This is a genomic window from Hyalangium minutum (assembly GCF_000737315.1).
Lineage (GTDB): Bacteria > Myxococcota > Myxococcia > Myxococcales > Myxococcaceae > Hyalangium > Hyalangium minutum.
Genome location: NZ_JMCB01000011.1, coordinates 49778 through 68507 on the forward strand (window position 1 = coordinate 49778; position 18730 = coordinate 68507).

At 68.2% G+C, this 18730-nt stretch carries 14 protein-coding genes; 6 read left to right on the forward strand and 8 right to left on the reverse strand.

Annotated elements, in window-relative coordinates:
• Nucleotides 1-131: 131 nt before the first annotated feature.
• Together DB31_RS26700 and DB31_RS26705 are read right to left on the reverse strand one after the other, a co-directional pair.
• Nucleotides 132-482 carry a hypothetical protein gene (locus tag DB31_RS26700; protein ID WP_420806725.1) on the reverse strand — a complete coding sequence of 117 codons (351 nt, stop codon included), beginning with the start codon at nucleotides 480-482 and terminating at the stop codon, nucleotides 132-134.
• Between the two features lie 155 nt (nucleotides 483-637).
• A complete protein-coding gene (locus DB31_RS26705) occupies nucleotides 638-1567 on the reverse strand; it encodes a DUF2381 family protein (protein ID WP_044192712.1) in 930 nt (309 codons plus the stop codon).
• Nucleotides 1568-2150: 583 nt separating this feature from the next.
• On the opposite strand from DB31_RS26705, the gene DB31_RS26715 reads away from it, so the two are divergent.
• Nucleotides 2151-2939: a DUSAM domain-containing protein gene (locus tag DB31_RS26715; protein WP_044192713.1), complete on the forward strand. Its 789-nt coding sequence runs from the start codon at nucleotides 2151-2153 to the stop codon at nucleotides 2937-2939.
• 170 nt (nucleotides 2940-3109) lie between these two features.
• A complete protein-coding gene (locus tag DB31_RS26720) occupies nucleotides 3110-3871 on the forward strand; it encodes an AAA family ATPase (RefSeq protein ID WP_240486903.1) in 762 nt (253 codons plus the stop codon).
• 57 nt (nucleotides 3872-3928) lie between these two features.
• On the opposite strand, the gene DB31_RS26725 is transcribed toward DB31_RS26720, so the two are convergent.
• The 4 genes from DB31_RS26725 to DB31_RS26740 form a co-directional block, all read right to left on the reverse strand.
• On the reverse strand, nucleotides 3929-4822 hold the full coding sequence (locus DB31_RS26725) for a CheR family methyltransferase (RefSeq protein ID WP_083968712.1): 894 nt from the start codon (nucleotides 4820-4822) through the stop codon (nucleotides 3929-3931).
• A gap of 27 nt (nucleotides 4823-4849) precedes the next feature.
• On the reverse strand, nucleotides 4850-6406 hold the full coding sequence (locus DB31_RS26730; protein WP_052420261.1) for an ArnT family glycosyltransferase: 1557 nt from the start codon (nucleotides 6404-6406) through the stop codon (nucleotides 4850-4852).
• Between the two features lie 123 nt (nucleotides 6407-6529).
• Nucleotides 6530-8110: a R3H domain-containing nucleic acid-binding protein gene (locus DB31_RS26735; RefSeq protein ID WP_044192715.1), complete on the reverse strand. Its 1581-nt coding sequence runs from the start codon at nucleotides 8108-8110 to the stop codon at nucleotides 6530-6532.
• 118 nt (nucleotides 8111-8228) lie between these two features.
• Nucleotides 8229-10184, reverse strand: a complete 1956-nt coding sequence (locus DB31_RS26740; RefSeq protein ID WP_075306218.1) for an ATP-dependent nuclease — start codon at nucleotides 10182-10184, stop codon at nucleotides 8229-8231.
• Nucleotides 10185-10293: 109 nt separating this feature from the next.
• On the opposite strand from DB31_RS26740, the gene DB31_RS26745 reads away from it, so the two are divergent.
• Complete coding sequence (locus DB31_RS26745) at nucleotides 10294-10893, forward strand: CAP domain-containing protein (RefSeq protein WP_044192717.1); 600 nt, start codon at nucleotides 10294-10296, stop codon at nucleotides 10891-10893.
• Here the strand turns inward: DB31_RS26745 and DB31_RS26750 are convergent, their stop codons facing one another.
• A complete protein-coding gene (locus DB31_RS26750; RefSeq protein WP_044192718.1) occupies nucleotides 10894-12123 on the reverse strand; it encodes a radical SAM/SPASM domain-containing protein in 1230 nt (409 codons plus the stop codon).
• A gap of 61 nt (nucleotides 12124-12184) precedes the next feature.
• Between DB31_RS26750 and DB31_RS26755 the strand changes: the two genes are divergently transcribed.
• The 3 genes from DB31_RS26755 to DB31_RS26765 are packed head-to-tail and all read left to right on the forward strand — an operon-like array spanning nucleotide 12185 to nucleotide 17738.
• On the forward strand, nucleotides 12185-12430 hold the full coding sequence (locus DB31_RS26755) for a hypothetical protein (protein ID WP_044192719.1): 246 nt from the start codon (nucleotides 12185-12187) through the stop codon (nucleotides 12428-12430).
• 52 nt (nucleotides 12431-12482) lie between these two features.
• Nucleotides 12483-14285 (forward strand): acetate/propionate family kinase, encoded by a 1803-nt coding sequence (locus tag DB31_RS26760; RefSeq protein WP_044192720.1) that lies wholly within the window; start codon nucleotides 12483-12485, stop codon nucleotides 14283-14285.
• Between the two features lie 42 nt (nucleotides 14286-14327).
• Nucleotides 14328-17738 (forward strand): WD40 repeat domain-containing serine/threonine protein kinase, encoded by a 3411-nt coding sequence (locus DB31_RS26765; protein ID WP_044192721.1) that lies wholly within the window; start codon nucleotides 14328-14330, stop codon nucleotides 17736-17738.
• A gap of 4 nt (nucleotides 17739-17742) precedes the next feature.
• Here the strand turns inward: DB31_RS26765 and DB31_RS26770 are convergent, their stop codons facing one another.
• Nucleotides 17743-18708, reverse strand: coding sequence for a class I SAM-dependent methyltransferase (locus DB31_RS26770; RefSeq protein WP_044192722.1), 966 nt, complete (start codon nucleotides 18706-18708; stop codon nucleotides 17743-17745).
• Nucleotides 18709-18730 lie beyond the last annotated feature (22 nt).

An 18730-nucleotide genomic window follows, 5' to 3' on the forward strand; every position in this document is an offset into this window, starting at 1 on the left:
GACGAGACCCTCCCGGCCCAGGCCTCTCTCGGATTTTGAGAGAGTGCGGGGAACTCGCGTGTAGCGGATTTCTCACATTCTGTTCAAGACCGGGCGCGTCAACTCACGCGTCATGGCTGGGCGGAGGTGGCTCACCGGAACGAGTCAACGATGGTGACCCCCGATCCGGAGAACGGGAGGAGGGCCATCCCAGGCTTTGATCCCGGGAGCTTGCGGAGCTGGTTCTCACTCAAGCGGGCCACCGCGCAGATCGGCAGTTTCTCTCTGCCGGGCGGGTCGGCCTCATAGTACCGGATGACGACCTGTGGGCCACCCGTCCAAACCTGACCGTAGAGGCGGGTGGTGGCTTCGAGCGTACCAAAGTCCTTCCAGAGGACGCTCTCGATGGGCCCGTCATACAGGTAGATAGGATTCGACTTGATCTGGTTCGCGTCGAGTTCCACCAACGAGGTATCTCCCACCTCCAGTCTCAGCGCCCGCATGGTCCTCTTCGCCTCCCCCGAGCATTCTTGAGGACCTGGGGAACCATCTGGTCGCAACGCTACGCCGCCGCTGGTCGTGGTGCAGCCGGACGACGTGCAGAGTAGGAGCATCGACCCAACGAGAAGCGCTTGAGCGGTGGACATGAACCTCACTCTTACTTCCGGACAAGCCTGTGATCTACGTTCACAAGCACCTGCCGCAACCCGTCTTTCCGGAAGATCTCCAGGGCCAAGTCCCGAAGGCCCTCCTTTGATTCAAAGGCACTTTGGTCCATCACGACCGCAATCGTCCCTGATTGACCGGGGACGATCTCAGCGCGGTCGATGCGGAGCGCAAAGGGCAGAGAGCTGTAGCCGGAAATGCCGGCGATCAGCCGGGCATCCCTGAACCGCCAAGGTTCGTCGCTGTACGTGTTTTTCAAGTGGATCACGACCGCTGCCTTCCCCGGTCCCGAGAAGGTCTCGACCACGATCTCCATGTCCGAGTCTTTCAGGAACGCCACTTGCTCGCTGTGAAACGGCGTCTTCTTCTCTTGACCCTTGGAAAGAAGCGTCGCCAAGGCGTGATCGACCGAGGTTTCTTCCTGCTTGAGCCTCTCGTTCTCTCCGCGCAGTTCACGCTCCCGCTTGAGAGAGGCGTTCAGGGACGAGAGCACCGCGTTGTAGCCCTCGCGATCCTTGAAGACGTTGACCTGATGGTCGGTCCACCCCCATTTCTCAAGGCTCTGCGGCTTCACGCTGAACGGAATTTCCGTCCCATCTCCGAGCGTAACGAGCAAGGGGACCACCTCATCGCGGTCGAGATTCCGGAGCGGCATGAGGACCACCATCTTGCTCCCCACAACGAGGGGCTCGAACCGACCTTCCCATCCCAGGAGCTTCGTCTTCGTCGGATCAACGTCCTTCTCGAAGTGGAGGACGGTCGCGATCTGCCCGGACACGTAGACGCTGCTCGTAGAGAGGCCGGGATGGTCCGAGAGCATGTCGTCGCGGATGACGATCTTCTCGCGAGGGTCACTGCCCAGGGCCACCGAGGACACGAGAATGGCAAATAAAACAAACCGGCAGGGCAGGAAGTCGCGCATAACGCATCCAACCTATCAGGATGGGCAGCAGGCATACAACCTCCGAGGCTGTCGCCGGGCGGCTTACACCGTTTCATCATGCAATTCATGAAATCGCCCCATCGCGCCCTTGCTCTCTGGTTGCCGGTCATCCTCACGGGCCTGATGGGGGGCTGTTCCACGAGAGCCCACGTCACGACTGTTCGTGCTCTCGCGCCGCTCGCCGTGACTGACCCGAACTTGTTCCCCACGACCGGCCCGAACCCGCCTACCTCCGTGGCCCAGGCTGCTGGAGCCTGCATGGACTCCGTCAGTTGCTGCGTCCGGAACCACCCCCTGACCCCGGTGCAGAGTTGCGGAGTTGACCCGATGAAAGCGGCGGAGATCCTCGAGGCCCTCGGGCAAATTGAAGCCGCCGCACGGGTCTTGGAAGCGGCGGGGCGGCTCCCAAAGTGGAAGAAGGAGTGCATCGCGAAATACTCTGAATGCCAAGACGAGAAGTGGGTCGGCAACTGTCATGACTGCCTCCGGCGCTGTCAGGGCCAGCAGAAATGGCCGGACGACATGTGCTACGACCCACGCAAGCGGAACTAGGCTCTAGCTCATGACCAGCAAGGTTGATTGGGACCCTATCCGGGCACTGGCGCAGAGAGTGTTGGAGCGGGGCGAGCCGCTCGAACTCACGGGCAACGTGCGGACCCTGCTGCGGCGTTCAGCGCGGGAAGTGGCCATCCCGACCGAGGACGTGAAGCAGGCTCTCCGCAATCCACGCACGGCCACGGCTCTGCTCCGGAAGATCCGGCAACGCATCAACGCCGGGTCGCACCGCTTTGGGAGCGCCCAGAGCCGAGCCTACCGCTTGCGAGACGCCGGGAACCTGGACGGAGCGCGGAAGGCGATGGAAGCCGTGATCGCGGTCGAGGTCGTTCCGTTCTACCGCGAACTCGCCGCGAACGTCATCAGCAACCTCGGAAGGCTCCAAGCTGTTGCAGAGAGTGGGCAGCCGGATCCGAAACTGCCCGAGCGCTCGCAAACCCTCGTTCTTCTGCGCCGCGTTCAGCAAGGCAGGCCCCTGAAACTCAGCAACGGGATGCGGGCTTTCTTGCGACGTGCCGCCGCAGAAGTGGGCATCAGCAAGGCCGAGGCGAAAGAGGCCCTGACGAGCCCTCAGAGCGCGGGGGCACTCCTGGAGAAGATCATGCGACGCTTCCACGAGGGGAGGAAGCGGCTCGAACGTGCCCTCATGCGAATGATGGACTTCCGGGATGCTGGAGACCTTGAAGGGGCTCGCCAGCAGATGCGCGACCTGCTGGCCGTGGAAGTCGTACCGATGTACCGCCGCGCCGCCGAGGAGAACCTCGAGGGCTTGGACGAACCGTTCCCAGCACCGTAACCCCCTACGACGAGACCCTCCCGGCCCCAGGCCTCTCTCGGATTTGAGAGAGCGCGGGGAGCTCGCGTGTAGTGCGGAGATATCGGGTTCATGCAAAACGGGGTGCGTCCACTCGTGCGCCATGGCTTTCTGGTATGAGCCTCCTACCAGCGGATGTGGCTCCTGGCCCCATGGCACCGAAGAAACAGGCACCCAGTGGATTTACGGGCGGGATGGACACCTTCCTGCGCTCCGTCACGCTCTTACGCGAGTCCGTTCCGGACCTGGGAAAATATCCGTTCAACATCCCCGCCGTCCGGAGTTTGGAGACGCTGGATCTCCATCCGCAAGTCACGCTCTTCGTGGGAGAGAACGGGAGCGGAAAGTCCACGCTGGTCGAGGGGATCGCGGTGGCCGCAGGGTTCAACGCGGAGGGTGGAAGCCGAAACTTCAATTTCGCCACGAGACGTTCCGAGTCCGAACTCCACAAGTACCTGCGGCTCGTCCGTGGGACGCGAAGGCCGAAGACCGGATACTTCCTCCGGGCCGAGAGCTTCTTCAACGTAGCCACGGAGATAGAGAACAACTTGGATGCGCAGCAGGGCCATGGCCTGGTGAGCCACCATGACATGTCCCATGGCGAGGCCTTCCTGGCGCTGGTGCAGAAGCGCTTCTGGGCGAACGGCCTCTACGTGCTGGATGAGCCAGAGGCCGCACTCTCTCCGCAGCGTCAGCTCGCTCTGTTGCGATTGATCCACGACTTGGTGCGCAGCTCATGCCAGTTCGTGATCTCGACGCACTCACCCCTGCTCATGGCGTACCCGAACGCGCAGATCTACCACCTCTCGGAGAAAGGCATCACCGAGGTGGCATACGAGCAGACGGAGCACTACGTCCTCACGCGGGACTTCCTCCTGAACCGGGAGGCCTACCTCCGCCGCCTGCTGGAGTGAGCGGCGATCTCCGAGCGCACTCTGATGTGCTTCATCCCAAGGTCCCTTGACCCAGGATTACTCTGGAAGATCGAAGGGCACAGACGGTGGGGAAGGAAGCGGCTTACGCGTGCCCTCGTGCGGATGGTGGCCCGGGGGCTTGCGGAAGATGGGCAGCGGCCCAGCAGCACGCTCCAACCCGGAGACATCCTCGGGGAGAGATTCATGCGCGCCGATGACGAGCAGCCCGCCCGGGGCGAGCCGCTCCACCAGGCGCGCGAGTACCTCGCGCTGGAGCGGCGGGGCGAAGTACGTGAAGGCCACGTTGCGGCAGAGCACGAGGTGGAAGGGGCCCGGCGGTAGCTCCGCGCGCAAGTCCTGACGCTGAAAGGTGGGCTCGGCGCGCAGCTCGGACGCGAGGCACTGCTCTCCCTCCTCCGTGCGCGTGAACACCTTCGCGGCCCACTCGGGCGGAAGCTCTCGCAACGTCCCGGGTGGGTAGCAGCCACGACGAGCCCTCTCGAGCAGCGCCTCGTCCGCATCGGTGGCGAGCAGTTCCAGCTTCAGACCAGGGAACGCGGGAGCCAGCCCGAACCGGAACAGCACGGCCACCGTGTAGGGCTCCTCGCCCGAGGCACACCCGGCGCTCCAGACGCGGAACACGTCCTCGCCCCGGCCCCGCGCGTCGCGAAGCACGGCGGGCAGCAGCTCCTCGCGCAGCACATCAAAGACGCGGTGGTCCCGGTAGAAGCGCGAGATGGTGACGCGGCAGAGCGAGTCGAGCACCTCCCACTCCGCCGGGGCCGCCTCCAGGCGCGCGCGGTAGGCGGCGGCATCCGGCAGCCCAAGCCCCTTCAACCGGCGGCCGAGGCGCTTGCACACCTGCCCGCGCACTCGACGGAAGCCCTCCCAGCGCAGGCGTAGGCGCGGCGCGGCCCACTGCAACAGCTCCACGCACTCGCGATCCGTCATGGCTCCCGCGTCCCCCTCACGGAGGAATCATGGGACGCCCGGTGAGCCTTTGCCACCCTCGCAGGCGGAGCCTGGGCCTTCACCCTCGCCCGACTTCTTCACCCAGAGGTCCGGGCCTTCCTTCCCCTGCTTCGGCAAGCACGGGTCGAAGTGCTGGTGGAACCAGTCGCGGCTCTCCGGCGAGAGCTGGCGCGCGCCGCGCCACCCCAGCGCCACGAAGTCGCTCTGCTCCAGCATCTGGAGGATGGGCTGCTGCGCGGCCTTCGTGCGGAAGGTCTCCTCGGCATGCTCCCGTCCCTCGCCGGCGGCCATCCCGCTCTGGAGCTGCAGCGCCGAGGAGTCCACCACCAGCGGAGCCCCCGGGATGACCGGGGGCAGGCGGCCCGCCACGAGCCCCCACGCCGGCTCGAACGCGAAGAGCCTCCGGTCCGGCGGGACGTTCTTCCGGACGTGCTCGCCGAACTTCACCAGCCCCGGCGACTTCAACATCAACCCTCCGCGCAGGGCCTCCAGGGTGGGCAGCAGCACGGCCAGCGCCAGCAGCACGGCGACGGCGCGGCCCTGGCGAGGCCACCAGCCCTCCACCCACTGGCACACGGCCGCAGCCCCCACGCCCGCGAGCACCGAGTCCGAGGCCGCGAACGTGTTGTACTGGTTCCAGTAGCTCGGCGAGGACAGGAACGCGGTGATGGTGAGGATATAGGTGACGGCGAAGAAGCGCTCCGCCGTGCGGGTCGCCTGGGTGGTCCGGAACGCGCGAATGGCCACCAGCACGAGCCCCAGCAGCGCCAGCGCCAAGCCCACGAGGCGGCGCTCGGGGAACAGCTCGTACAGCCGGCCCATGTGGTTCAAGTCACCATCCGCGGGCCGCAGCGCCTGAAAGAAGAACACCTGCGAGAGGAACTCCGAGGGCGCTTGCAGGAAGAAGGGTGCGAAGAGGAGCGCCCCCGTGACGGCCGCCGCGGCGAGCAGGACGGCCTGCGGCCTCCAGTCCCACGAGAACGACAGGGGCCGCGACAGCAGCGCGGCGAAGAGCCAGATGCCCCCCAGCAGCTTCACGGAGACGGCCAACCCGAAGAGCGCGCCCGCGACGATCCACCACGTCCGCTCGCGCCCGGAGTCCGGCGGCGACAGCCACACGTTCGCCGCGCTCAGGCACGCGAGGTTGAGGAGCGGCTCCAGGAAGGGCCCGCGCTCAATGAGCACCGTCTCCGGGAAGCTGGCGTACACGAGCGCCGCGACGATGCCGGCCACCGGGCCCCAGATGCGCAGCGAGAGCCGGCCCACGAGGAGCACATTGAAGGCGCCGCAGAGCGTGGCCATCCACCGGGCCACCGTGAAGCCCACGTCCGGGCTCCACGAGGAGCCCACCAGCGTGGCGGGCCACCACAGCAGCAGCGAGCCCGGCGGGTGGACGAAGACGAAGTCCCGGTACGGCCAGTGGCCCTCGAAGAAGAGCGCCGAGGCCGTGTAGTAGAGGCCCTCGGCATAGTCGACGGGGTAGTTGAAAGCGCCTTCAGCGCGCGTGAGGGGGAGGAAACGCAGCACCCAGGCCGCCAGGGCCACGAGCGCCAGTGCCCACATCCCTCGTCGTTCCCAGCCCCGCTCCATGCCTCTGGGACGGTACCCATGCCCGCGAGAAAGTAAAAGGACGCTCGCTGTCCTATGCCTCGGAAGAAACCTCGCTGAATGGGCTCGCCGGGTGACTCAGGCGTTGCCTTCCGCCTCGCTCTCGTGCAGGGCGGCCTCCACCTCGGCACCCAGCGGGTAGATGGTGAGGTGGCGCAGGGGCTCGCTGCCCTGGCTCACCGTCTCCAGGTGGTAGCGGCTCACCAGCCGGTGCTGCAGCTTGCGCAGCCGAGGAGGACGCGGGGCCAGCGGCACGGAGATGCCCTCGCTCAGCACCCGCTGGATGGCGTGCTCGGCCTCCGCCACGGCCTCGCGCACCAGCTCCTCGTCCACGCCCTCCACCAGCAGGAAGGCTGAGCGCAGCACCTTGCGCAACTCCGCCGAGCTGTTGCGCTTCACCACCTCCACCCGCGCGCCCGTCCGCTCCACGATGCGCCTCATCTTCGGGTCATTCGCCCGAGAGCGCAGCGTGAGGATGAGGTCCGCCGACTCCAGCCGCCCCACCACCCGCGCCTCCACGCGCAACTCCCGCAGCACCCGGTCCAGCAAGTCCCGGCTCACCGCGTGCGCGAAGAGACGCATGGGCCCGGTGTCCGGCGCGGGCGCGGCTGGGGACACCCTGCTCTTCGGCGCGGGCAGCGGGGCCACGGACTGGGCCTCTGGCTCCACCTTCAGCTCGCCGCCGTCGAGCCGACGCCGCTCACCGCCGACCTCGCGGCCTGCCAGCAGCCGGTCCACCGCCTCCGCCGTGTCGAGGTGCACCAGCACCTCGTCCCGGCCCACCATCTCCACGACGATGTCGAAGGTGGGCGGGGCCTTGCGCTCGCTGACCGTCTTCTGGGTGTTGCGGCGGCGGGCCTCCTCGTCGCTCAGCGTCACCGTGTGCACCCCGCCCACGAGATCCGAGAGCGTAGGGTTGAGCACCAGGTTCTCCAGCGTGTTGCCGTGCGCGGTGGCCACGAGCTGCACACCGCGCTCGGCGATGGTGCGGGCCGCGGCGGCCTCGGCCGAGGTGCCAATCTCATCGACGATGATGGCCTCGGGCATGTGGTTCTCCACCGCCTCGATCATCACGTCATGCTGACGGTCCGGCCGGGACACCTGCATCCGGCGCGCGCCGCCGATGCCTGGGTGGGGGATATCGCCGTCGCCGCCAATCTCGTTGGAGGTGTCCACCACCATGACGCGCTTGTGCAAGTCATCCGCGAGCACGCGAGCCACCTCGCGCAGCTTGGTCGTCTTGCCCACGCCGGGGCGCCCCAGCAGCAGCAGGTTGCGCCCGGTGCCGATGAGGTCCTTCAGCATGTCGATGGTGCCGAACACCGCGCGCCCCACGCGCAGGGTGAGGCCCACCACGCGGCCCTTGCGGTTGCGGATGGAGGAGACACGGTGGAGCGTGCGCTCGATGCCCGCGCGGTTGTCCTCTCCCGGAGGCCCCACCTGGGCCAGCACGTGCTCCAGGTCGGCCGAGGTGACGGGCTCTTCGCGCAGGCGCTGGGAGCCACTGACGAGCCGCGCCTCGGGCGGGCGGCCCAGGTCCATCACCACCTCGAGGACTTCGGCGGGCGAGAACGGGCGCAGCGCGGCCTGGAGGGGCGCTGGGAGCACGTTCACCAGAAGCAGGAAGTCGTCATCGGCCTCGGCGCGCGTCGGTTCCATAGATGTGTTCTCCAGGAAGATGGGGCCGCTGGGGCGGGGCTGCACTGCTCCAGGTTCTACCTGCTCGCAGGCAGGCGAGCGCTCCTCCCCCGAGTCCTCATCGAGCAGCTCCCTCGCCTCAAACCTGCCCACCTGCCCCAGCAGAAGTGCCCGTTGGAGCCGATGCCATGGAATCCAAGAGACTTTGCACCTCGGAGGGGATGAGCACCCGGAGATCTCCTAACTTGTCGACCGCAGCCGCACGGATGAGATTCAGCAAGTTGGTGCTCACGTGGTTACGCGTGGGATTGTCAGGCAGGCTCTCGCGGACTTTTCCCAAGACAAACCGCGCGCGGTCCCTGCCATGCTGCCAGACAGCGGGTTCCCGAATGACCGTCTCCTGTGCCTCCCTCAACGCGTCGGCCAGCTTCTCTCCTTTGAGCTTCATGTTGGCAAGCGAGCGGTGGCGGGCGGCATCCATCAACAGCTCGGGATCTTTGTCTGCTTGTGCCAAGGCCTCCTCGACGAGCGTGCGCAGCGCAGGCTCGGGTACGGAGCCCGGAGGAAGCACCGCGAGCAGCCACGCCGTGAGGCAGGACGGCTCGAGGAAGAGGGACTCGATGCTGTAGCGTGACCAGACCAGTTCGTGCGCCTCGTAGCCCCCCCTGGAGAACTCTGGGCGGGGATGAAAACCGGGGGCCCGCTCCGCATCCCTGTCCAACACACAGATGGCCCTGACCGGCGGGCCGTTGCCCACCACGGGAAAGACGTTGGGCTGCAGCACGACGCCCAGAACAGCCGCAGCGCTGACCTTCCCTGTTCCTCCCAAAGGGACCAGCGTCCACTGTCTGAAGCGGGCCAGGTCCACGGGCCTCCCTCTAAAGTAGACGTCCGCGCAACGCTTGATGAACTCGGCGTCGCTCTGGCCTTCATGGAAGAGGACCCGGCGTGAAGCCAGAAAGTTGATGCTGCTGAACGGTGTCAGGTCACACCAGCGTGAGAGTTCCTGCACGAGCGCATCTTCGGATTCGAGCAAAGCGACGCGCGAGTTGGCACGATCCACCGAGAGGAGAATGGTGTCCCGCCGCTGGCCCAGGCGGTTGATCATCTCCACGGAGTGAGTCGCGATGAGAATCTGCGCCCCAAACTCAGAAGCCAGCGCTCCCACGGCTTCACCCACGTTGCCTTGGAGCCTCGGATGAAGATGCGCCTCGGGCTCGTCCAGCAAGTAGATGACAGGGGGAGCCCCTTGCTCCGTGCCTGCGGGACGGAACAACTCCATCGCGGAATAGAGCGAGACGAGGTTGACCAGCCCCGCGCCTGCCGAGGCCAATTCCAGAGAGCCATTGGTATCCCGAAAGCTGACCTCCAGGTTGAGGATGTGCTCGACGTCCTGATTCGAGCTGCGCGCCGTCAAGCTGGCACCCAGGTGCCTGAGTAGAAAATCGTTGAGGCGTCGGAAGGCCTCGGGCCTCAGCCGGGCCACGAGGTTGCGCACCACCCTGCTCTGATCGCCGCCTCCCAACATCCGCTCCACGTGGGGCGTGGTCCGGTACTCTTCCTGTGAGGTAACTCCATAGAAGGCCGGAACCAACACGGCCTTGGGTGCTCCTGGACGAAGCTGTTGGAGAAGAGCTTCCGCGCGGAACTTGGACCGAGGAGGGTAACCCAGCACGGCGATGGCCGCGCTCTCGCTTTGGGCGTAGATGCGCACCCTGAGTTGCTGGTTCCGCGCATAGGTCAGCACCACTTCCAGATCCTGGATGACATCCGTTGGTTCGAAGGTGAGGCGCACCTTCATCTCGATGCCCTCACCCACCTGCTTGTCGGTGAAAAGCTCTGCCCAATCTGCCGTGGGAATCAGGCGCGAGTGGTCCCACACGATGCCATCGTGGACGGTGATCCACCCATCGTTGGCCAGGTAAGGGTTCTCCTGCTCTAGCCCCATGGAGAGGGCCTGAATGGCCACGCGTACCGCGTGCAGCAGCGACGTCTTCCCAGAACTGTTGGGCCCGACAATGACGGATACGGGTCGCAGTTCAGCCTCTAGGGACTTGAAACCGCGGAATCGAGTCAACGTCACCTTCGTCAGCACACGTGTCTCCAGAGGGAGTAGACACCTGCGTCATATCAGCGACCCCACCCTCATCCCAGAGGGGCCATGCGCGCAGGCGGGCAAGCCTTCCATCCGTCATAATCGGTGCATGCGCTCTTCCTCCTTGTGGAACCTCTTGGCTGTCCTCTGTCTCGCCGCTGGACCCGTGGGCTGTGCCGCAGGAGACCCTGCGCAAGAGCCCAACGAGAACCCGGATGGCGGCACCGTGCCTGACGGTGGTACCGGCGACACCTCCACGAGCGACTTCGCTCGGGAGATGATCTCCACCCACAACACCGTCCGCATCAGTGCCTCGCCTACGCCCAACCCGGCCCTGCCGGTGCTCACGTGGTCCACCTCGGCGGCCAAGACGGCTCAGGATTGGGCCAATCAGTGCAAATGGGGGCACAACGCCAACCGGGGGAACCTGGGCGAGAACATCTATGCCGCTGCGCCCAATACCGTGACCACAGCGGGCGTGGTGCAGAACTGGGGCTCCGAGATCTCCTTCTACGACTACGGCACCAACAGCTGCGCCCCGGGCAAGCAGTGCGGCCACTACACCCAGATCGTCTGGCGGAGCACCACCCAGGTGGGCTGCGCGAGGGCTCAGTGCAACCAGAACTCTCCCATCGGCACTACCCCGTGGTGGTTCTGGGTGTGCAACTACTCGCCTCCCGGCAACTACGTCGGCCAGCGGCCCTACTGATCAAGGCCACCGGCGCCGCTTCACGTATTCGCGCTTCAGCTCGGGCTTCGGATCAGGCGCATCCAGGGACTCGGGGACGATCTCATACAGGCCGTGGTCGAACGGCCTGCCGGGAGCGGGAGCCTTGGGCAACAGCCGCTCCCGCTGCCCGCGCGAGGCCAACGTCTTCGCCCGGTAGTGGCAATAGGGGTTATTGCCCGGACGCCCGAACAGCGAGTGCGCCGTGAAGCTGCAACCTCCCATGCACACCTCCGCGAACGGGCAGGTGCGGCAGAAGCCCCAGAGGTCCTCCACGGTGCGCGCCCGCGTGAAGGCCAGCTCGGAGCTGTCATTCCAGATGCGCTCCAGCGGCTGCTCGCGCAGGTTGCCCCCCACGTAGTGCGCCGTCTGGAGCGAGGGGCAGCCCTTCACCGCCCCGTTGGACTCGATGCCCAGCACGTACCGCCCCGCCTGGCAGCCCCGCCAGTGGTCACGCCCTCCCGCCTGCACCGAGCGCAGCAGCGCCTCCTCCGTGCCGAAGTAGCCCAGGTTGTTCCCTGGCATGATCAAGATGCGCTCGCGGTACGCCTGCTCCTTCAGCCGGGCAATGCGAGGCAGCAGCTCGATCAAGTCCCACGGCTGCAGCAGCAGGTCCGGCCGATCCGCTGCCCGCCCGAGCGGCGCGGTGATCTGGAGCTGCCACGCGCCGATTCCCTGCGCCTTCAGGTGCGCGTACAGCTCCTCCAGGTCGCCCTGGTTGAGGCGGTTCAGGTTGGTGTTGGCGGCAGTCCGCACCCCCGCGGCCTTCAGGTGGCCGAGCGCCGCCGTGGCCGATGCGAAGCTGCCTCGGGCCGCACGCATCAGGTCGTGTGTCTCCTCCAGCCCATCCACACTCACCGAGGCCCCATGCAGGCCCGCCCGCGCCATCTCTCCCGCAAGCTCCGCGGTGATGCCTCGGCCGCCCGTCGTCAACATGGGGCGGAGGCCCGCGGCCTTCAGCGCCCGGATGATGTCGAGGAACCCGGGGTGCAGGTACGCCTCTCCGCCGATGAGCACCACCTCGCGGGCGCGCATCGCGGCGAGCTGCGCCACCACCCCGAGCGCCTCCTCCGTGCTCAGCTCTCCCGCACGCGCAGTGCCTGCGCGCGAGCCGCAGTGGGTGCAGGGCTGGTCACACGCCAGGGTCAGCTCCCACACCACGTACGCGGGGTGGAAGTCCTCAGGGGCCGTATCGATGCGCCGCAGAACCATGCTCCTCTCATCCTAATCGATGGTTTTGTGTCAGGATTCCCTCACACCCAGGAGCCACTCCATGTCGCTGACCGGCTGTCCTTCCTGCCAGGGTTTCAACCCCCACTCCGCCTCGGCCTGCGTGCACTGCGGCCAGGCGCTCGAGTCACGCCCGCCGCAGCCCCGCAGGGGCGGAGGCTTCTGGATGCTCGCGGGAGCGGGCGTCGCCGCGCTCACCCTCATGGCCTGCTACGGCGCTCCTCCGTGTGAGGATCCGCAGTGCCAGCCGGACTATCCGGACGCGGGCTCGGAAGACGGCGGCCGCTGAGCCGCGCTGATCCCTCGACGCCCGAGGCGAGGCCCGGCAGGATGTGCCTGCCATGAAAGTCCTCGTCATCAACGTCGGCAGTACGTCGATCAAGTACCAGCTGTACCAGATGGACACCGAGGAGATCCTCGCGGGCGGCGTCGTCGAGCGCGTCGGCTCTCCTCACGCGCTCCACAAGTGGCGCGTGGGCCCGACCCGCTCCCAGGCCGAGATTCCCGCGCCCACCATGCGCGCGGGGCTCGATGCGGTGCTCGCCCAGCTGACGGGCCCCGGGGGCGCCCTCAAGGATCTCTCCGAGCTGCGCGCCGTGGGCCACCGCGTGGTCCATGGCGGCGAGAAGCTCGTGCGCCCCTGCGTGATTACGCCCGAGGTGAAGGAGATCATCGCCAAGTGCGCGCAGTTCGCGCCCATCCACAACCCGGCGAACCTGGCCGGCATCGAGGCCGCGCAGGCCGCGCTTCCGAACGCCACCCACGTCGCCGTGTTCGACACCGCGTTCCACGGCGAGCTACCGCCGCACTCGTACCTCTACGCGGTGCCCTATGAGCTGTACCTGGAGCGCGGCGTGCGCCGGTACGGCTTCCACGGCCCGAGCCACCAGTTCATGGCCGCCAGCGCCTCCGAGTTCCTGAAGACGGACCAGTCCCGTCTCAAGCTCATCACCTGCCATCTGGGCGGCGGCGCCTCGGTGTGCGCCATCGACGGCGGCCGCTCGGTGGACACCTCCATGGGCATGACGCCGCTGGAGGGTCTGGTGATGGGAACCCGTTCCGGCGATGTAGACCCGGCGCTCTCCATCGTGCTCGGGCGGCAGGGCCTGTCGCCAGATGCCATCGACGAGACGCTGAACCGCAAGTCTGGGCTGCTCGGAATCTCGGGCGTGTCGGCGGACTTCCGCGACGTGGAGCAGGCCGCCGCGGGCGGCAACGCGCGCGCCCGTCTGGCCATCGAGGTCTTCGTCCACCGCATCCGCAAGTACATCGGCGCGTACGCGGCGGTGCTGGGCGGCGTGGATGCCATCGTCTTCACCGGCGGCATCGGCGAGAACAGCGTCAAGGTGCGCTCGGCCGTCTGCGATGCGCTCGTCTACATGGGCGTGGTGCTGGACGCGGAGAAGAACCAGCACGCCGACGCGCGCGGCTCGGGGGGCGTGGTGGACATCGCCGCTCCGCGCGCGCCCACCCGGGTGCTGGTGGTCGCCACCGACGAGGAGCGGATGATCGCTCGCGAGGTCGTCCGAGTGACGGCGGGCCCCACGGCGGCGCGGCAGCGCGTCACGGGCCAGGCCATCCCCGTGGGCGTCAGCGTCCGCCACGTGCACCTGTCCAAGGAGCACTGCGCGGCCCTCTTCGGCGAGGGCTATGAGCTCACCGAGCGCCGCGCCGTGTCCCAGCCCGGGCAGTACGTGTGCCGCGAGAGCGTGGACCTCATCGGCCCCAAGGGAGAAATCGAGCGGGTGGCCATCATCAACCCGCTGCGCAAGGAGACACAGGTGGAGGTCTCCCGCACGGACGCCATCACCCTGGGCGTGAACCCGCCGCTGCGCGAGTCCGGCAAGCTCGAGGGCACGCCCGGCCTGACGCTGCGCGGCCCGAAGGGCACGGTGGCCATCGACCACGGCGTCATCATGGCGCACCGCCACGTGCACATGCACCCGGACGAAGCGCGCCGCTTCGGCGTGGAGGACAAGAGCATCATCCGCGTCCGCGTCGACGGTGAGCGCGAGACGATCTTCGGAGACGTCATCGTCCGGGTGAATCCCCAGTACGCGCTGGACATGCACGTGGACACTGACGAGGCGAACGCCTCGGGGCTCACCAACGACAGCGTGGCCACCTTCGACGGCCTCCAGTAGCGCTCCGCCCCGCAGCCACCGGCAGCTCCGAGGAGGTCCTCCATGAAGCAGGACAGTCCCACCGTGACCATGACCGGGGCTTCCACCGAGGAGCCCAGCGCGGGCGGGCCCGACGCGACGCAGCGGGGCCGCCCCCCGCTGAAGCGGTCGCCCATCCTCAAGCCGCTGCCCACCGTGGACGTGGATCGCTACGACTTCTCTGGCGAGTTCGCGCACGGCGCCATGGGACGCATCCTCCAAGCATGGGATCCGCGCCTGGACCGGCCCGTGGCCATCAAGGAGCTGCTCACCCGGGGCGGGGACATGGAGCCCCGCTTCGTCACCGAGGCCCTCATCACCGCGCGCCTCCAGCACCCCGCCATCGTCCCCGTCTACGAGGCCGGGCGGTGGAAGACGACGGGCTCGCCCTTCTACGCGATGAAGCTCGTCTCGGGCCGCTCGCTCGCGAGCATCATCGCGGAGAAGCGCACGCTGGAGGAGCGGCTCGCGCTGCTGCCCCACGTGCTCGCCGTGGCCGAGGCCATCGCCTACGCGCACTCCGAGCGCATCATCCACCGCGACCTCAAGCCCTCCAACGTGCTGGTGGGCAACTTCGGGGAGACGGTGGTCATTGATTGGGGGCTGGCCAAGGCGCTCACCTCGGAGAGCGCCTCCACAGCGGGCGCGGCCGGTGCGGCGGATCCGGCGGCCGTCCCCGCCCCTGAAGACGCCGGCCTGACCCATCACGGCATGGTGGTGGGGACCCCCGCGTACATGCCGCCCGAGCAGGCCATGGGCCAGCGCGTGGATGAGCGCGCCGACGTCTATGCGCTGGGCGCCATCCTCTACCACCTGCTGGCGGGGAACCGGCCCTATGAGGGGAGCAAGTCCGCGGAGGTGATCAGCGCCGTGGTGAAGGGCCCTCCCGCGCCGCTCGGCGAGCGGCAGAAGGGCATCCCCGCGGACCTGCTGGCCATCGTGGACAAGGCCATGTCCCGGAGCCCCGCGGAGCGCTACGCCACCGCGCTGGAGTTCGCGGAGGACCTGCGCCGCTTCCAGACAGGGCAGATCGTCGGCGCGCACGTCTACTCACTGCAGGAGCGCGCCCGGCGCTTCGTCCGGCGCCACAAGGGCTCGGTCTCGGTGACGGCAGTGGCTCTGCTGACACTGCTGATGCTGGGGGCCGTGAGCATCCACAGCATCCTCGTCGAGCGGGACCGCGCCGAGCAGAAGCAGGCCGAGGCCGAGCTGGCCCGCCGGGACTCGGAGCGCGCGCGCCAGCAGGCGCTGGAGCGGGCGGATGAGCTCACCCTGGTGCATGCGCGCACCGCCGTGGAGCGGGACCCCAACGAGGCCATCGCCTGGCTGCGCAGCCTGTCGCCCTCCTTCACCCGCTGGTCGGAGGTGCGGACCATCGCGGCGGATGCCCGGGCGCACGGCTTCGCCCATATCCTCCAGGGCCACACGCAGACGGTGAACGAAGTGGCCTTCAGCCGGGACGGCAAGTACCTGCTCACCGGCAGCGATGACCACACGGTCCGCATCTGGAACCTCGAGCAGCACGAGGCCCGCGTCTTCACCGGGCACACCGATGAGGTCTGGCGCCTGGAGCTCTCGCCCGACGGACGCTTCGTCGCCTCGGCAGGCAAGGAGCGCGCGGTGCGCCTCTGGGAGCTGGCGACAGGTGAGACGCGCTGGATCGCCAACCACCCCGGGCCGGTGTACGGCTTTGCCTTCACGCCGGATGGCCAGCGGCTCATCACCGGCAGCCGGGGAGATGACGTGCTGCGCTTCTGGGATGTGGCCACGGGCGCCCTCGTGCGCACGCTCCCCACGGGGCTGGGCCCGCTCAACCAGCTCGCGCTCTCACCGGACGGGCGGTACGCGGTCGTCCAGTCCCGCCAGCTGGCGCGGGCCCAGCTCTGGGACCTGGAGCGAGGCACCTCGCACACGCTGGACCACGGAGGGCCGGTGACGGCGGTCTGCGTGTCCCCGCGGGGGGACTTCGCCGCCACGGGCGCGCTGGATGGGACCGTGCGGCTCTGGGAGCTGCGGACCGGCCAGGCCCGGGTCCTCGCCGAGAAGCAGGGAGCCCCCTCGAAGCTCGCGTTCTCTGTCGATGGAGCGCGGCTGGCGGTGGGCAACACGGAGGGCCTGCTCCGCCTGTGGACGCTGAGCACCGGCCGGAGCGAGCTGGTGGGCAGCCACGAGGGCCGCATCAACCAGGTGCGCTTCTCCCGGGACGGCCGCTTCGTGGCGACGAGCAGCGACGACCGCACCGCGCGGCTGTGGGACCTGACCACGGGCCAGAGCCGCGTGATGCGGGGGCACCGGGGCGCCGCCTTCCCACTCGACTTCTCCCCCGATGGACAGTGGCTCGCCGTGGGCAGCTACGATGCCACCACGCGCCTCTTCGCCGTGGCGACGCAGGCCCACCGCGTCCTGGCGGAGACCCCTGCGTTTCTCGACAAGCTCGCGGCCTCCGCGGATGGCCGGCACCTCGCCACCCTGGGCAACGACGGCGCGCTGTACCTGTTCGACGTGACGACAGGGGCCACCACCCTGCTGGAGCACGCGCACACCTCCGAGCCCTTCCCCTTCCAGTTCTCACCGGATGGCCACTGGCTGGCTGTGGGCGGTCAGCACGGCCGGCTTCGTCTGCGGGACGTGGCCACCGGGGCCTCGCGCCCGCTCGAAGGCCACCTCGGCCCGCTCACGGCGCTGGCCTTCTCCCGCAACGGCCGGATGCTCGCCAGCGCGGACGCGAAGGGCGCGGTGCGGCTGTGGGAGGTGGACTCGGGCCAGGGGCATCTCCTCGAACAGCAGGAGCAGCCGGTCCTGCAGCTCACCTTCTCGCCCGACTACCAGCGGCTCGCCTTGGGGAACAAGGCGGGAGAAATCCATCTGTGGGATCTGGCCTCGGGCAAGTCCCAGGTGCTCCGAGGCCACGAGGACGAGGTGCGCGGCCTCGTGTTCTCCTCGGATGGCCAGCGGCTGGTGAGCGGGAGCATGGACCACACCCTGCGCATCTGGAACCTGGCCAGCGGAGAGAGCCGCCGGGTGGATATCAGCGGGAGCGGCGTCCAGCAGATCCTGATGACCTCGGATGATCAGATGGTGATCAGCTCGAGCGTGAACGACAGCGCCCTCCGGCTCTGGGACAGCCAGACGGGCGCGCCTCGCGGGATGCTCCGGGGCCACCAGGGCGACATCTTCCACATGACGCTGTCCCCGGATGGCCGGCGGCTGGCCTCGGCGGGCCCGGACCGGACCGTCCGCCTCTGGGACCTGGCCACCCAGGAGAGCCGGGTGCTCCGGGGGCACACCGCGGCGGTGACCGGAGCCGTCTTCCTGGATGACCAGCACCTGGCCTCCGCCAGCTGGGACCGGACCGTGCGGGTGTGGCGGGATGACCTGCCCATGGATCCGGGCGCCCTGCGCGCCTGGATGCTGACGATCGACAGCACCCCCTAGCCCGCTACCGCGAGCGCGCCACCAGCAGGCACGCGGGCGCCCACCAATAGTCATACAGCCGCTGGCGCTCCACCCGCGCGAAGCCCGCCTCGCGCAGCTGCTGCTCCCAGGTCTCCATCGGGTGCTCGAAGGTGGTGCGGGTGACGCCGCGATCCACGTAGCCGAACATCACCGGCATCAAGAAGCCTTGAGCGACGGCCTCGAAGCTCGGGCCCACGTACTCGGCGAGCCCGGCCGGGTAACGCGTGAGGATGTGCCTCACCAGCTCGGGCCTCAGCGGCTCATCCATGAGCGGCGCATCGAACTCGGCCAGCAGCAGCACGTCGCAGTGGTCGCGCAGCCAGCCCAGCATCTCGGGCCGCGCGGGCGGAGGCAGGTTGTGCAGGCTGAAGGTAGCCTGCGCCACGGCCCACCGCCGCGACTGCATGCCCGGCTGGGCGGCGAAGTCCTGCAGCACGCCGGCGAAGGTCTCGAAGCCCACCCCTCGCGCGGTGAGCTGCTGGGTGGTGCGCTCGAGCAGCGGTGCCGCGGGCTCCACCAGCGTCACCTTCCGCACCGAGGGCGTCAGCGCGGGCAGCAACGCCAGCCCATCGCCCACGCCGATGTCGAGCAGGTCGAACGCCTCACGGGGGTAGGAGCGGGCCAGCGCGGCGCTCGTCTCCCGGTACAGCGGCACGTTGCCGCCTCCTCGGATGAAGGCGCCGAAGCCCTCGGCCGACACGTAGACGTTGCGCTTGCCCTCCTTCGCCACCCGCGCGAGGTGGGCCGCCGCTGCGCGGGGGAGCAGGTCCTCCGGCGCGGCCCGTGCTGCCTCCTCAGCGAAGGTGGCCGCCTCCGCGTAGCGCTCGTCAGCGAAGGCCAGCAGGGCCAGGTAGAGGCGCTCTTCCACCGTAGGCCCCGCCGCGCGAGCAGCGGCCTCGAGCCCTCCGGCGCGGTAGTGACTCCAGACAGCGTGAAGAACATCGCTCATGGCCGTAGGCCTCCCGGGTGTG

Excerpts from the sequence above, each read along its gene's own strand:
- DB31_RS26700 (WP_420806725.1), bottom strand. The coding sequence starts at position 482 with ATGCGGGCGCTGAGACTGGAGGTGGGAGATACCTCGTTGGTGGAACTC.
- DB31_RS26705 (WP_044192712.1), bottom strand. The coding sequence starts at position 1,567 with ATGCGCGACTTCCTGCCCTGCCGGTTTGTTTTATTTGCCATTCTCGTG.
- DB31_RS26715 (WP_044192713.1), top strand. The coding sequence starts at position 2,151 with ATGACCAGCAAGGTTGATTGGGACCCTATCCGGGCACTGGCGCAGAGA.
- DB31_RS26720 (WP_240486903.1), top strand. The coding sequence starts at position 3,110 with ATGGCACCGAAGAAACAGGCACCCAGTGGATTTACGGGCGGGATGGAC.
- DB31_RS26725 (WP_083968712.1), bottom strand. The coding sequence starts at position 4,822 with ATGACGGATCGCGAGTGCGTGGAGCTGTTGCAGTGGGCCGCGCCGCGC.
- DB31_RS26730 (WP_052420261.1), bottom strand. The coding sequence starts at position 6,406 with ATGTGGGCACTGGCGCTCGTGGCCCTGGCGGCCTGGGTGCTGCGTTTC.
- DB31_RS26735 (WP_044192715.1), bottom strand. The coding sequence starts at position 8,110 with ATGGAACCGACGCGCGCCGAGGCCGATGACGACTTCCTGCTTCTGGTG.
- DB31_RS26745 (WP_044192717.1), top strand. The coding sequence starts at position 10,294 with ATGCGCTCTTCCTCCTTGTGGAACCTCTTGGCTGTCCTCTGTCTCGCC.
- DB31_RS26750 (WP_044192718.1), bottom strand. The coding sequence starts at position 12,123 with ATGGTTCTGCGGCGCATCGATACGGCCCCTGAGGACTTCCACCCCGCG.
- DB31_RS26755 (WP_044192719.1), top strand. The coding sequence starts at position 12,185 with ATGTCGCTGACCGGCTGTCCTTCCTGCCAGGGTTTCAACCCCCACTCC.
- DB31_RS26760 (WP_044192720.1), top strand. The coding sequence starts at position 12,483 with ATGAAAGTCCTCGTCATCAACGTCGGCAGTACGTCGATCAAGTACCAG.
- DB31_RS26765 (WP_044192721.1), top strand. The coding sequence starts at position 14,328 with ATGAAGCAGGACAGTCCCACCGTGACCATGACCGGGGCTTCCACCGAG.
- DB31_RS26770 (WP_044192722.1), bottom strand. The coding sequence starts at position 18,708 with ATGAGCGATGTTCTTCACGCTGTCTGGAGTCACTACCGCGCCGGAGGG.